The sequence below is a fragment of the Cellulomonas cellasea genome, assembly GCF_030372105.1.
In the GTDB taxonomy this organism is placed as follows: Bacteria; Actinomycetota; Actinomycetes; order Actinomycetales; family Cellulomonadaceae; genus Cellulomonas_A; species Cellulomonas_A cellasea_A.
The window spans coordinates 155,329-169,866 of record NZ_JAUDBQ010000006.1 but is presented as its reverse complement, the minus strand read 5'-3'; the positions used below and the strand labels follow the sequence as shown (position 1 = coordinate 169,866).

The window sequence follows — 14,538 nt, the reverse complement described above, 5'->3', positions numbered from 1 at the left end:
TGTCCGGAGACGGACCCCCGAGAAAGGGCACGATGAGAGAGTCGATCGTTCGCCGGTTCGCCGCAGCACGGGATGGACGCCTGGGCACTCCCCGCGCCACCTTCTGGCTGAGCTTCGTCATCCTCTTCGTGATCACCGCGATGTGGTCTTTCGCGAACCCGCTGATGGGCGTCGTGGACGAGGGCTCGCACACGGTCAAGGCCGCGGCCAGCGCACGGCTGCAGTTCACCGGCGACGAGGAGGGGCTGCCGTCGGGCAACGGCACCTTCCGCGTCCCTGAGCTCTACGACCAGGCCCTGACGCTCCCCAACTGCTTCGCGTTCAGCCCGGACACGTCAGCGCAGTGCCAGCAGGACCTCGACGGAGACCTGGCGGCCGTCACCGACGTCCCGACCTCGGCGGCCCGCTACAACCCGATCTACTACGCGATCGTCGGCATCCCGAGCCTCTTCCCCACTGGCGAGGCGACGCTGTACCTCATGCGCCTCGCTAGCGGCCTGCTCTCCGCGGCACTGCTGGCGTCGGCGTTCCGCGCCGTGGTGGAGATGCGGCGCCGCTCGTGGCTGATGCTGGGCCTGATGCTGACGATCACCCCGACCGTCCTCAACCTCGCCAGTGCGATCAACCCGCAGAGCGTGGAGATCGCCGGGGCCATCGGACTGTGGGTCTCGCTGCTCGCTCTGGTGCGCGCTCCCGATCCCGACCTGCTGCATCGGCGCCTCATCCGTCTGACGGTCCTGTCCGTCCTGTTCGTGAACTCGCGCGCGTTGAGCCCGTTCTTCCTGGCGGTGATCGTCGCCACGGTGGTCCTGTCCGCGCCTTGGTCGAATGTGAAGGCGGTGGTGACCGACCGGCGCAGCTGGCCGTACCTGTCGATCGCGTTCGTGGGGACGTTGGCCGCCGTGGTGTGGATCCGCGCGGTGGGCGGCCTCTCCAACTCCGGCGAGATCCTCTACCCGGAGCTCACCCCCACGCGCGTGGTCGGGGACACCCTGCAGCAGACCGCCTACTACTTCGAGAGCCTCGTGGGCGTGTTCGGGTGGCTCGACTCGCGCATGCCGCAATGGAGCTACCTCCTCTTCGCGGCGGTGCTCGGCGTGATGGTCGTGATCGGATGGACGCTCGCCGACCGGCGCAACAAGCTGGTGCTCCTCGGCCTAGGCGGCGTCACCCTCCTGCTCCCGGCAGTGCTGCAGGCCTCGCAGGCGCCGTACGTCGGCATCGTGTGGCAGGGGCGCTACATCGCGCCGCTCGCCGTGGGGATAGTGATCCTGGCGGCGTTCAGCGCGCGCGACGGGCAGCTGGGCGTCCCCGAGCGCTTCGCGCGCAGCCTGGTCGGGACCGTCGGCATCCTGCTGGTGGTGGGCCACATCGCCGCGTACACGGCGAACCTCCACCGCTTCGTCAACGGCGCCGGGTCCTCGTGGTTGCGCCTCAACAGCGAGTCGTGGAGCCCGCCGATCCACCCGGGCGTCCTCCTCGGCCTCTGCGCGCTGGCGTGGGCGGCCCTCGCGTGGTTCGCCTGGTCCATGTGCGTCGAGCGCCGAACGGATGAGCTGCCGGAAGCTCGTGACCCACGCCCAGCCATTGAGTCGGCCGTGCCCGGCGATTCGCTGCCCAGTCAGGCCGTGCCCAGCCGCTAATGTCGCTGGCGAGCCGAACCCGGCTCGCTGAATCGCGAAGAGGACTGCGTGCGCCCCCGACTACTGTTCCCGATCATCCTGGCGGTCGTGGCCGCCCTCGTGGCGGGCGGGCTGATCGTCGCCTCCCGCACCGGCGGCGACGCGGGAACTGAGGCTGGCGCGGGTGGACAGGAGAGCCCCTCGGCCACTGGCTCCCCGCTCCCCTCCGCAACAGTCTCGGCGACGCCCTCGCCCACCAGCTCCCCGGTGACGCCCCCTTCGGAGCTGCCAGCGGGGGTCCCCACCTCCGACCAGGCCCCCACGGCGCCCGTCAACCCCGCTGCCGTCGAGGTCAGCATCACGTTTGCGCAGTGGTCCGCGTCCTCAGGCGCCGTCGAGGTCGCGGGATTCGCAGCCATCGCCCCTGAGCCAGCGGGGACCTGCACCGTGCGGCTCGCGCGCGGGGCCGACGAGGTCGTCGTGTCGACCGAGGCCGTGCCCGACGCGACCACGATGTCCTGCGGGACCGTCTCGGTCCCCGGCGGCAAGGTCGCGCGGGGGTCCTGGACGGCGACGTTGACGTATGAGTCCGCCACCGGGACCGGCACATCGCCGCAGACCACGATCGAGGTTCCCTGATGACTGTCCCCGCCACGCGATCGATGCGCCTCGCCCTGGCCACGCTCTGCACGGCCGTGCTCCTGACGGTCATCCAGCTGATGTCCCCGTCGGGGGCCTCGGACGCGCGCGCAGCCGACCTCAGCGGGTTCAACCCCGGCTTCATCATCAGCGACACGACGTTCTACGACACCGCCACGATGGGCGCCGCCGACATCCAGGGGTTCCTCGACACGCGCGGAGCGGGGTGCAAGCCCGGCTCCGATGGCACACCGTGCCTCAAGGACTACGCGCAGGACACCACCTCGCGGAGCGCCGACTCCCGATGCACGCGTCCATACCAGGGCGCCGCCGGTGAGCGCGCGAGCACGATCATCTACAACGTCGCCCAGGCGTGCGGCATCAGCCCGCGGGTGCTCCTCGTCATGCTGCAGAAGGAGCAGGGCCTGGTCACCGCCTCCGGGAACGCGCTCTACGCGAACCGCTACCGGAGCGCCATGGGGTACGGCTGCCCTGACACTGCCGCCTGCGACACGAAGTACTACGGGTTCTTCAACCAGGTGTACTCGGCGGCATGGCAGCTCAAGAGCTACGCCGTCAACCCCAACGGCTTCGGCCACCGCGCCGGCATCGTCAACAACGTCCGCTTCCACCCCAACGCCGCGTGCGGGTCCGCGCCCGTCATGATTCACAACCAGGCGACGGCCAGCCTGTACAACTACACGCCGTACCAACCGAACGCGGCGGCGCTAGCCGCCGGATACGGCACCGGTGACTCGTGCTCCTCCTACGGGAACCGCAACTTCTGGAGCTACTTCACCGACTGGTTCGGGTCGACCACCGCCGGGGGGAACCCCCTCGGCTCGATCGACCAACTCGCCGGCACGGACTCCGGGCTCACCGTCAGCGGCTGGGCGCTGGACCTCGACGTCCCGACCACTGCCGTGCCGGTGCACGTCTACGTGGACGGCGTCGGCCACGCGATCACGGCCAACCAGACCCGGGCGGACATCGGCGCGAAGTACCCCGGCGCCGGGAACCAGCATGGTTTCCAGGCAAACATCCCGGTGGCCAACGGCCAGCACACGGTGTGCGTCTACGCGATCAACCTCCCGGTGGGGCCGAACACCGTCCTCGGCTGCCAGACGGTGACAGTGCAAGCGCCGCAGGCCAACCCGCCGGTCGGGGTGATCGACTCGCTCACCGGCGCGAACGGCGCCATCAACGCCAAGGGCTGGGCCTTCGACTGGGACACCACCGCGCCGATCCCGGTGCACATGTACGTCGACGGCGTCGGCTACGCGTTCAACGCCGACCTGCCCTCCCCGGCCGTGAACGGCACATTCCCCACGGTCGGCCCGAACCACGCCTACGACCTGAACGTCGCCGCCACACCCGGCAACCACCAGGTCTGCCTCTACGCCATCAATCTCCCCTCCGGGCCCAACACGATCCTGGGCTGCCGCACGGTCACCGTCGCCTCCACCCAGTCGCAGGCCCCGGTCGGCGTGATCGACTCGCTCACCGGCGCGAACGGCGCCATCAACGCCAAGGGCTGGGCCTTCGACTGGGACACCACCGCGCCGATCCCGGTGCACATGTACGTCGACGGCGTCGGCTACGCGTTCAACGCCGACCTGCCCTCCCCGGCCGTGAACGGCACATTCCCCACGGTCGGCCCGAACCACGCCTACGACCTGAACGTCGCCGCCACACCCGGCAACCACCAGGTCTGCCTCTACGCCATCAACCTCCCCTCCGGCCCCAACACGATCCTGGGCTGCCGCACGGTCACCGTCGCCTCCACCCAGTCGCAGGCCCCGGTCGGCGTGATCGACTCGCTCACCGGCGCGAACGGCGCCATCAACGCCAAGGGCTGGGCCTTCGACTGGGACACCACCGCGCCGATCCCGGTGCACATGTACGTCGACGGCGTCGGCTACGCGTTCAACGCCGACCTGCCCTCCCCGGCCGTGAACGGCACATTCCCCACGGTCGGCCCGAACCACGCCTACGACCTGAACGTCGCCGCCACACCCGGCAACCACCAGGTCTGCCTCTACGCCATCAACCTCCCCTCCGGCCCCAACACGATCCTGGGCTGCCGCACGGTCACCGTCGCCTCCACCCAGTCGCAGGCCCCGGTCGGCGTGATCGACTCGCTCACCGGCGCGAACGGCGCCATCAACGCCAAGGGCTGGGCCTTCGACTGGGACACCACCGCGCCGATCCCGGTGCACATGTACGTCGACGGCGTCGGCTACGCGTTCAACGCCGACCTGCCCTCCCCCGCCGTCAACGACACGTTCCCCACGGTCGGCCCGAACCACGCCTACGACCTGACCGTCGCCGCCACACCCGGCACCCACCAGGTCTGCCTCTACGCCATCAACCTCCCCTCCGGGCCCAACACCGTCCTCGGCTGCCGCACGGTCACCGTCAACTGAGGCTCGCGGGCTCCCGGTCGCCAGTCACGACCGGGACTCGCAGCTGACCAGCCGGGGCCGGCGATCTGGGGGCGGAGGTGGCTGCTGTCGACCACACAGCCCGAGCTTGGGCGACGTGGGGACCACGCAGCGTGTGGCAAGGGGAGCGCCCGCGCCAGGCAGGAGCCAGTACGTGAGCGCGCAGGCACGCGAGGCCTCCGCCCGCGCGAGAAGGAGGGCATCTCCTGCTCGACGACCCGGAGGCCTCGCTTTCACGCCCGTTGAGGCAGTGGGCTACACCGCTCGGACCGGCTCGTCGAGCGTCATCTCGTGGTCGGACGGCTCTGCAGGGTCCGATGCGGATCGCCGGCGTCGTGCCATGACCACCATCGTCACCGAGGCTCCCATGAGCAGGACCGTCCCCGTGAGGAACGCGGCGCCGGCAGCGCTTTGGTGAGGCGTCGCATACTCGAGATCGACGATCCAGTCGCCAGCCGGAAGATCTGTGAGGACGAGCCCAGCGGCGCCCATCCGAGGCTCCACCACCCGGCAGTTGTCCGCGCTGGCGCCGACCTCACATGCCTCGATGGACCACCCCGGGTAATACGCCTCGTTGAACAGCACTGACGTGCTCGATGCCGCAGTGACCCGGTAGCTGAGATCCCCCACGTCGTAGGCGTCCGGCAGGATGACGAGCCCTTCGCCGCAGGCCCCAGAGTCCGCGCACTCCTCGACGGCAGACGGCGCCGGGAGCTCATCGTCCGCGCCCACCTCGATGCCCAGCCCGGGCGCCTCGTACAGCGCGGTCGTCTCCTCGGCGGTGTCCGGATTGGCGAGCGCCGCGAGGGCCGCTTCGAAAGCCGGCTGGCCCTTGAGGTTGACGTACCCTCCCACTGCGTCCTGGCGGTGGTAGAAGGACGAGTTCCAGTTGACCGCCCCAGCCGAGACCGGAAGCTCATCGAGAGCGATGCGTGCGGGTCGCTGCGTCGAGGAGAGCTCGAGCTCGGCGCCATCCGAGATCAGCTCGTCGGACGTCTCACCCCAGACCGCTGTCTCGAGGGCGGCCCGCTCGGTGCGCCATGACGCGGTGATCGCATACGCCCAGGAGATTCCCGACAGCGCCCCCAGGACTGTCAGCACCGCGACCCATCGGCGCAGGTCCCCGCGGTTGGCGTGCCATCGGGCCCGGCCGAACCCGCCCAGCAACGCCACGACGGCGGCCGAGGCGGCGAGCAGCGTCCACGGCTCGACCCAGCGTGCGACCTGGTAGTTGGCGCGCTCGGCGACGGCCAGGGCGAGCAGCACCATCCCCAGCAGCGCGGCGCTCCCCCATGGATGCGCCCAGCGGCGACGCGAGGGCTCCTCCGCGCGGGCCCGCGCGAGCGCGCCGGAGATCCCCGCCATGGCAGCGACCACCACGACGAGCAGGAGGTAGACGCGGAAGTCGGCCATGCGGAATCGGCTGAGGTCGAGCCCGGGAAGGGCCTCGAGCGCCGAGTACCACGGCATGAACGGCATGCCGAGGGCCAGCACCACTCCGCCGGCCACGGCGCAGACCCGTACGAGCGGGTCGCGCCAGCGCACGAGGGCGAGCGCCGCCCAGCACGCCGCGGGCAGGAAGAACGCCCGCATCGAGGGGTCGTTCGGCAACCCGACGAGGTCGTAGGGGAAAATCGTGGTGCCGACCATGCGCCAGTCGAAGATCGACTCGTCCACCCCTGTCGGCGATCCCGTGCCCCGCAGGCCGATCGCCGTCAGGTACTTCGGCGCCGACAGCAGGAGGGCTCCCAGGCCCGCCACACACAACGGGAGCAGGAAGTCCCGAATCCGCGGCCGGCGCACGATCTGCGCGGTCACCACCCAGGCGATCCCGCAGTAGGCTCCCGCGACGATGACTCCGGGGTAGCTCCCCGCCAACGCCTGCCAGATCACCACGGCAGCGACCGGGATCCCCCACCAGCGCTTCCAGGCCCAGGTCGGCGACAGGACTGCGATCACCCACGGCGCCCACGCGGCTCCTCGGACGATGTCCGGGTGCAGGGCGTTCGTGTAGAAGCTGGCAGCGAAGAAGTAGGTCACCAGGCCGAACATCGTCGCGGAGCGCGCGAGCCCCCAACGCCGGCCGAGGACGTACACCCCGAGCGCGCCGAAGGCGACGTGCAGCGCCTGCAGTGCCGCGGCAGCGTGGATGGAGTAGGGGGTGATCGCGGCGAAGATGCCAATCGGCAGGTACCACGAGCCGTTCTGGATCGAGATCGCCGCGGGGAAGCCGCCCCACGAGTACGGCATCCATTGAGCTGGGCTCAGCAGCGAGCCGTCGCGCCACCAGGCAAGCGGCTCGTTGTTGTACGACCCGATGAAGTCATCCGGCGCCGGGACCACGTTGCCGGTGAAGTAGTGCCAGAACATCAGCAGTTCCAACACCACGAGCACGGCGGCGACCAAGGCGACCTCACGGGCGCGTGCCCCGGTCAGCGCTCGACCGAGCCTGCTGCGCCGCATCGCGTCCCAGCGCAGGATCATGAGGGCTGGTCGGCGCTCTGCCGCGTGGGGGTCAATCCTCGCGCCTCGAGGAAGGTCTCGTAGTCGCGGATGTAGTCGTCTGAGTCATACGGCAGCGAGGCGAAGACCCCGAGCACCGCGTTGGCGCTGTATCGGTACTGGGTCCCCCACACCATCGCCGGCATGTACAGGCCGAGGTCCGGCCGGTCGAGGACGACCTCCTGGCGCTGGACGCCGTCATCGACCACGCATGTGACCGATCCGCTCAAACTGACGAGGAACTGCTCGCACTTGCGATGGGCATGCGCCCCCCGCACGTCGCGGGTGGGCACGTCGAAGACAGTGAAGTAGCGCGCGGGCCGGAACGGGAGCTCGTCGTCCAGCTCGGTGGAGACGAGGGAGCCCCGCAGGTCGTCGGCACGTCGCAGAGCGACCGTCGCAGCCCCGGCTATCAGGCTCTGGGGCATGGCCGGGACCTGGGCGGCACGGGGCGCCTCGGCACTGGGCCCGTAGCCGATGATGCGCGCCGGGTTCCCCACCACCACGGCGTTCGCCGGGACGTCCTTTGTCACCACAGCCCCCGCGCCCACCATCGCGCCTCGTCCCACGTGGATTCCGGGAAGGATGACGGCCCCGCCCCCCAGCGACGCCCCCTGGTCGATGCGCGTCGTCGGGAACGACTCGGGGTACTGCCTGCTGCGGGGGAACCGGTCGTTGGTGAACGTCACGTTGGGCCCGACGAACACGTCGTCCGCGAGCCGGATGCCGTCCCACAGCTGGACACCGCTCTTGATCGTGACGCGATCGCCGACGACGACGTCGTTCTCGATGAACACGTGATCGCAGATGTTGCAGTCGGCGCCGATCACAGCCCCCGCGAGGACATGGGCGAAAGCCCACACCCGAGTACCGCGCCCGACGCTTGCCGTCTCGCAGACACCCAGCTCATGCACGAAGAAGTCGGTCACGACGTCATCCCCTCTTGCTGTCGGACCGCCTGTCCAGGCGCCGTCCGTCGAACGATCAGAAGCCCGCCCAGGAAGGTCAAGGGCGCGGTGACCAGCACGACAAGCCCCGAGTATCCCGGTGGCAAGCCCTGGCCGACGGCGACAGCGAGGACCCCCAGGCCCACGACGTAGACGCCGATGTACATGGCCACATATTGCAGGATCTGCGCGCGCGCCATCTCGACGCGGTAGACGAAACGCCCGGCCATGAACGTCGAGAACAGGATTCCGAGGGCGAACACCACGGTGTAGGCCAGCCCTGGGGCGATGACGAGGGAGAGGAGCGACAACAGCACACCGGTCACCAGCGTGTTGGCGCCGCCCACCACGCCGAACCGCAACGCGGATCCCAGCAGCGCCCGCATCTCAGTCGAGCGCACGTGCGAAGACCTTGTTGCTCATCACGATGGAGGACGGCCGCCGCTTGCTGTTCTCATAGGTGCGCCAGACGTACGAGCCCACCACCCCCAGGCCGTACAGGAGCGTGAAGGTTGACAGCAGGATGGTCAGCATCAGCGGCGCGTAGCCGCTGACGGCGATCCGGTCTGCCGCCCATCCGACGAAGACGATGACGCTCGCGAGGATCGTCAGCACCATCCCCCCGGCGCCGATGCCGGTGAGGACCGAGATGGGCAGGTCGGTGAAGGAGAACACCGAGTCCAGCAGGTAGCGGATCCGCCGGTGCATCGTCCACCCGCTCTTCCCGTGCTCACGCTTGGAGCGCGAGTAGGGCGCCTCGGCCCTGCGGTACCCCACCCAGTACAGCAGCCCCACCAGGCTCGAGTGCGACTCGTCGAGCGCGAGCAGCTGTCGGGCGACATCCCGGGTGCAGCCGAACACGTCGACGCCGCCTCGAGGGATCTCGGGCTCGATCAGCTTGCGGTAGAGGTTCCAGAAGCTCCGCGACATGAACGACGAGAGCGCGGGGTCCTCACGTGACTCGCGCCGGCCGACGACCACATCGAACTCGCCCGTGTCCAGCGTCTCGAAGAAGGTCAGCATGAGCTCGGGCGGCTCCTGCAGATCCGCCGCCATCACCCCGATGAACTCACCGCGGGCGGCTGCCAGGCCGGTGCGGATCGCGGCGAACGACCCGAAGTTCCGCGAGTGGTAGATCAGCTGTGAGTCGATCGTCGATGCGGGGAGCACCTTCTCAAGGACCAACGCCGACCGGTCAGGCGAGCTGTCGATGACGAACACCACCTCGAGCCGGCCGTCCAGCTGGAGGGAGATCTCCTCGAGCCGCCGGGTGACGCTCTCGACAGTGCCCTCGTTCCCGTAGACCGGGACGACGACCGAGTACTTGATGTCTTCGGTGGAGGACACGGTCAGTAGCTCGCCAATGCGCCACAGACGCGGTCGACCTCGTCCGGCGTCATCTCCGCGAAGCAGGGGAGCGTGAGGATCCTGTCGGCCAGCGACGCTGTCACCGGGAGGGAGACGTCGGCGTACTCGTCGCGGAAGGCGTCCTGCAGGTGGTCCGGGACGGGGTAGTGCACGTCCGTCCTGATGAGGTGGCTCTCCAGGTGCTCGCGGAGCCTCGCGCGATCGTCCGCGACGACCACCGCGAGGTGCCCGACGTGCCCGGCGCCCTCGGCGGGGAGGACCCGGACGCCGCTCGCACCGACTGCGGCGTATCGCTGGATGATGCCGCGCCTGGCCTCGTTCTGTGCGCTCAGGAGGGGCATGCGCGTGCGCAGCACCGCTGCCTGCGCCTCGTCCAGCCGCGAGTTGCGGCCACCGTCGACGCCGATGCGGTACTTGGCGTCCCAGCCGTACTGGCGCAGCGCGCGCAGCCTCGCGGCGATCTCCTCGGACGAGGTCGTCACCGCTCCCCCGTCGCCGAGCGCGCCGAGGTTCTTCGTCGGGTAGAAGCTGAAGGCCGCGGCGTCGGCCCGCGAGCCCACCGGTCCCTCGTCCGTGCGGGCGCCGATCGCCTGCGCGCAGTCCTCGACCACACGGATCCCACGCGGCTCGCACACAGCCCGCACGGCGGCGACGTCGGCCGCGCGCCCGTACAGGTGCGTCACGACCACGACTCCCACGCGCTCGTCCAGGACCTTGAGGAGGGCGTCGGGGTCGACGAGGTGCGTCTGAGCGTCGACGTCGACGTACCGCACCGTGAACCCCCCGCGCCGAGCCGCCGTGGTGGTGTACCCCCCGGCGTTGGCGGCGGTGACGACCACATCGCGGCCACCCGGCATCGTGGCGCGGAGCATCAGCTCCAGAGCGTCCGTGCCGGAGGCGACCGCCACCGCGTCAGTGGCTCCCACCAGGGCCGCCAGCTCCGCCTCGAAGGCGGCGTGCTCAGGCCCCATCACCACATAGCTGGAGTCGAGCACCCGAGACCAGGCGCCCTCCAGGGCTGCCCGCTGCTCGTTGATCGCCCTGGACAGGTCGTTCATGGGAACCCACTGCTGCACCGCAACCTCAATCCTCTAGCGCCGCGCCGCCGGCTGGATCCGGCACCCCGCAAGGTCCTGCGACCCGTCGCCCGACGAGCGGGCCGATTCTAGCGGGTTGGGTGGGAAGGGCTGCGAATCGTCCGTGCCGCCGGCGCCCCACACCTGCGTGAACGCCGCCGAGAATCGCGTCACGGGGGCGCCGGTACCCTATGGGCGTGACTGTCCCGCTCCCACGCCGTGTCCTCGTCGTCATCCCCGCATGGAATGAGCAGGACGCTCTCCCGGGCGTGCTGGCCGAGGTCGACGAGACGGTCGCGAATGTGGACATCCTCGTCGTCAACGACGGCTCGACGGACCGCACCTCCGAGGTCGCGCGACGCTGCGGCGTCCCCGTCCTCGACCTTCCCATCAACCTGGGGGTGGGCGGCGCGATGCGCGCCGGTTTCAAGTACGCGCAACGCCACGGCTACGACGTGGTCGTCCAGCTGGACGCCGACGGACAGCACGACCCGCGCGACGTGCCCCGGCTGGTGGACCTCCTCACACAGGAGGACGCCGACCTGGTCATCGGGGCCCGGTTCGCCGGTCGGGGGAACTACACAGCCCGTGGGCCCCGCCGGTGGGCCATGCGCGGCCTGTCGTGGGTGCTCTCCCGGGTCACCGGCACCCAGCTCACCGACAGCACCTCGGGGTTCAAGGCCGCTGGCCCCCGGGCGATCGCGCTCTTCGCGCCGAGCTATCCCGCGGAGTATCTCGGGGACACCATCGAGTCACTGGTCATCGCGGCCCGCGCGAAGCTCCGCGTCCGCCAGATCCCGGTGGAGATGCGCGCCCGGGCGGGCGGGAGCCCCTCCCACAACCCGGTGCGCGCGAGCCTGTTCCTCCTGCGGGCTGTGCTCGCACTTCTCATCGCCCTGAGCCGTCCGGCCACAGGCGCCCGTCTGGCGGAGGACGCATGACCGGGTACATCGCATCGCTGGCGCTTGCCGGCGTCACGCTCTTCGTGATCCTGCTCCTGATGCGCAGTCGGCGCATCAGGGAGAAGTACGCGGCGATCTGGATCGTCATCGCCATCATCACCGGCGTCGTCGGCCTCGTGCCGAGCCTGCTCACCTGGACGGCCTCGCAGCTCGGCTTCGAGGCGCCGGTCAACCTGCTCTTCTTCGCCGCCATGCTCGTGCTGCTGCTCATCTCCGTGCAGTACAGCGTGGAGCTGTCGACGCTGGAGGAGGAGGTGCGGACGCTTGCCGAGGAGGTCGCGCTCCTCCGGCTCGACGTGGAGGATGTCCGCTCGGACACCCTGCCGTCGACCGCCGCCCACGAGGACGACAGCAGCGGCTCACGGCTGTCCTGAGCCCCTGAGCCAGGCGGGTCCCGCGGGAGCCCGCCGCCACCACGACACGAGGCCCTGACCGGATTCCCGGTCAGGGCCTCGATCTCGATCTACGAGCGGGTTGTCACGCCCGCGGCGGAAGCACCAGGCGCTTGACCCGGCCGCCCGCCTTGCTCACGACGTTGACCACTCCGCCGTCCTGCAAGTACTCCCGCACGAGCGCGGCGTCCCCGCGCAGCCCGCCCCACCGCGGGGGCACCACCGAGACCGGGGTTCCGAGGGCCTTCGCCGACTCGGGGTCGACGAGGTCGGGCGCCCGCCGCGGATTGCGGCAGAACTCGACCAGCGGGCGGAGCGCCTCGCTCCAGCGGTACTCCGGAGCCACGTCCTCGATGTTCGCCCGAATTTCCGCGGCGAGCTCCGGCTTGGTGAGCACCTCGGTCAGGGACTCGGCAAGGGCGTCGACGTCACCGGCGGGGACGACACGCCCCAGGTTGCGCGAGGACACGAGGGCCGCCAGCGAGTCCCCGTCGGTGCAGACGATGGGCAATGACGCCCACAGGTAGTCGAGGATCCGCGTGCGGAAGGAGAACGCCGTCTCGACATGGTCGAGGTGCGTGCTCACACCGATGTCCGATTCGAGGAGGAAGTTCTGCCGCTCCTCGTACGCCACCCACTCGTGGTTGAAAATGACATGCGTCCCGAGCAGTCCCAGCTCGCGGGCGAGGTCCTTGGCCTGGACCGCCATCCGCATCTCCGGCACGGCAGGGTTCGGGTGCTTGACCCCCATGAACAGGAGCCGGACCTCCGGCACCGTCTCCTTGACGACGTCGATCGCGCGGATGAGCGTCAGCGGGTCGAACCAGTTGTAGATCCCGCCGCCCCAGAGGATGACCTTGTCGTCCTTGCCGATGCCGGGGATGACGCCCTTGACCATCGGCCTCGTGGCCACAGGTGGCTCATCGCCCACACCGAACGGGACGATGCTGATGAGCGAGTTCAGCGTCTCGTCCTCGTCATAGACAGCCGGGTTGACCCGTCCGAGCGCCGCCATCTGGCCGAGCCAGAAGTCGCGCTGCTTCTCGGCCGCGCACATGAAGAAGTCGCCGCGCAGGATCTGCTCGTTGAGCACGGCCGTCGAGGACCGCACGACCTCGCGGCGGGCCTTCTCTCCCAGGTCGCGCGCCTGCTCGAGCTGCTCGAGGTGGAACGGGTCGTAGATGTCGACGACGACGATCTTGTCGCTGTTCTTGAGCACCGGGTGCTCGTGCATCAGGAAGCCCTGGAACACGATCACGTCCGCCCACTTCTCCAGCTGGACGAGATCGCGGCCGTTGACGTGCTTGATCGGGAAGTCGGCGCTCGTCAGGTCGCAGGTGCCGGTGGTGACGAGCTGGACGTCGTGCTCCTTGGAGAGCGCGCTCGCGATCTGCCACGCCCGGATGGCGGGTCCGGCCATGCGCTTCGAGACGGTGTCGCCCGTGGCGACCAGGATGCGACGACGACCGCCGAAGGGGGTGGCGACGTCGAATGCGTCCACGACCGCCTGATAGGCGTCCACGAAGCCCGCGTTGGGGATGTTGGGGCGCATCGGCTCGCCGAAGAGGCGCACGATCTCTGAGTCGGTGCGGCGGCGGGCGGCCTGCAGCACGTCTCGCTTGGCGCGCATTGCCGGGAGGTTGCGCACGAACTCGTCGACCGCGTAGGTGGATGCGAGCACGGTGCGCGACACCTCGGCGGTGGGGCCCTCGGACGGGTCGTGGCCGTGGGCCAGGTCGAGCGCGGTCGGGTCGTCGCCTCCGAGCACCACCCCGCGGCGGATGGCCAGCGCGATGGCGCCGGGCAGGAACCGCGAGAGATTCTCCTCGCCGTAGTTCTTGTAGATCGTGTAGAGCGCGTTGCGCTCGAGCAGGTACTTCTCCCGCCAGCTGCCGATCGACGACATGGAGGCGTGGTGGCGGTGGTACGAGATCGACTGCGGCACGTAGCGCACCCGGTAGCCGAGCACCCACAGGCGCCAGCCGAGGTCGACGTCCTCGAAGAACATGAAGTAGTCGTCGTCGAAGCCGCCGACCTTCTCGAAGACGTCCTTGCGGAGGATGAGCGAGGAGCCCGTGCCGAACAGGATGTCCCGTCGGCTCTCCGGCCCCTCGCCCGGCGCCTCGCCGACGCCCAGCTTGAACGCCTGGCCGTACCAGGACATCCCGGCGGCGACGAAGTCGATCGTCTTGCCCTCCCAGTCGAGGACCTTCGTGGCGACGGCGCCGACGTCGAGGTTGGCCTCGAGTTCGGGGATCGCGGCCGAGAGGAAGGCACGGTCTGGGCGGGCGTCGTTGTTGATGAAGGCGACGTACTCGCCGCTCGCCTTCTCCACGCCCAGGTTGCAGCCGCCGGCGAAGCCGAGGTTCTTCTTCGACTCGATCACCCGCGCGTGCGGGACGGCCTGCTTGATCTGCTTGACGTCCGAGCCGCCGCTCGCGTTGTCGACAACGACGAGCTCGAGCTTGTCCGCAGGCCAGTCGATGCCCGCGAACGCCTTGAGGCACGCGATGGTGTCCTCAGCACCGCGGTAGTTCACAACGATGACTGAAACCGTGCCCATTGCCATGTCCTTGCTCACTGCTG

The 14,538-nt window shown here is 69.6% G+C and carries 11 protein-coding genes; 5 read left to right on the top strand and 6 right to left on the bottom strand.

Going from position 1 to position 14,538, the window contains the following annotated elements; all coding sequences use genetic code 11:
• The first annotated feature begins 32 nt into the window (after positions 1–32).
• From QUV83_RS07930 to QUV83_RS07920, 3 genes are read left to right on the top strand one after another with little or no spacing between them, the layout of a single operon-like run.
• Positions 33–1,643, top strand: coding sequence for a DUF2142 domain-containing protein (locus tag QUV83_RS07930; RefSeq protein ID WP_066582663.1), 1,611 nt, complete (start codon positions 33–35; stop codon positions 1,641–1,643).
• 48 nt (positions 1,644–1,691) lie between these two features.
• Positions 1,692–2,261 (top strand): hypothetical protein, encoded by a 570-nt coding sequence (locus QUV83_RS07925; protein ID WP_289563685.1) that lies wholly within the window; start codon positions 1,692–1,694, stop codon positions 2,259–2,261.
• Positions 2,261–4,687 (top strand): hypothetical protein, encoded by a 2,427-nt coding sequence (locus QUV83_RS07920; protein ID WP_289563684.1) that lies wholly within the window; start codon positions 2,261–2,263, stop codon positions 4,685–4,687. The genes QUV83_RS07925 and QUV83_RS07920 overlap by 1 nt, the downstream gene beginning before the upstream one ends.
• A 273-nt stretch (positions 4,688–4,960) precedes the next feature.
• On the opposite strand, the gene QUV83_RS07915 is transcribed toward QUV83_RS07920, so the two are convergent.
• The 5 genes from QUV83_RS07915 to QUV83_RS07895 are packed head-to-tail and all read right to left on the bottom strand — an operon-like array spanning position 4,961 to position 10,580.
• A complete protein-coding gene (locus tag QUV83_RS07915) occupies positions 4,961–7,189 on the bottom strand; it encodes a hypothetical protein (RefSeq protein WP_289563682.1) in 2,229 nt (742 codons plus the stop codon).
• Positions 7,186–8,136 carry a WxcM-like domain-containing protein gene (locus tag QUV83_RS07910; protein WP_066582667.1) on the bottom strand — a complete coding sequence of 317 codons (951 nt, stop codon included), beginning with the start codon at positions 8,134–8,136 and terminating at the stop codon, positions 7,186–7,188. Before QUV83_RS07910 ends, QUV83_RS07915 begins: the two co-directional genes overlap by 4 nt.
• Positions 8,133–8,555, bottom strand: a complete 423-nt coding sequence (locus QUV83_RS07905) for a GtrA family protein (RefSeq protein ID WP_147525055.1) — start codon at positions 8,553–8,555, stop codon at positions 8,133–8,135. Before QUV83_RS07905 ends, QUV83_RS07910 begins: the two co-directional genes overlap by 4 nt.
• Positions 8,542–9,501, bottom strand: coding sequence for a glycosyltransferase family 2 protein (locus QUV83_RS07900; protein WP_234346479.1), 960 nt, complete (start codon positions 9,499–9,501; stop codon positions 8,542–8,544). Before QUV83_RS07900 ends, QUV83_RS07905 begins: the two co-directional genes overlap by 14 nt.
• A gap of 2 nt (positions 9,502–9,503) precedes the next feature.
• Positions 9,504–10,580: a DegT/DnrJ/EryC1/StrS family aminotransferase gene (locus QUV83_RS07895; protein ID WP_289563677.1), complete on the bottom strand. Its 1,077-nt coding sequence runs from the start codon at positions 10,578–10,580 to the stop codon at positions 9,504–9,506.
• Between the two features lie 215 nt (positions 10,581–10,795).
• Between QUV83_RS07895 and QUV83_RS07890 the strand changes: the two genes are divergently transcribed.
• Both QUV83_RS07890 and QUV83_RS07885 read left to right on the top strand, forming a co-directional pair.
• A complete protein-coding gene (locus QUV83_RS07890; protein ID WP_234346480.1) occupies positions 10,796–11,539 on the top strand; it encodes a glycosyltransferase family 2 protein in 744 nt (247 codons plus the stop codon).
• A complete protein-coding gene (locus QUV83_RS07885; RefSeq protein WP_289563673.1) occupies positions 11,536–11,934 on the top strand; it encodes a DUF2304 domain-containing protein in 399 nt (132 codons plus the stop codon). Before QUV83_RS07890 ends, QUV83_RS07885 begins: the two co-directional genes overlap by 4 nt.
• A 103-nt stretch (positions 11,935–12,037) precedes the next feature.
• Here QUV83_RS07885 and QUV83_RS07880 read toward each other — a convergent pair whose 3' ends face one another.
• Positions 12,038–14,515 carry a glycosyltransferase gene (locus QUV83_RS07880; protein ID WP_289563671.1) on the bottom strand — a complete coding sequence of 826 codons (2,478 nt, stop codon included), beginning with the start codon at positions 14,513–14,515 and terminating at the stop codon, positions 12,038–12,040.
• Between the last annotated feature and the right edge of the window lie 23 nt (positions 14,516–14,538).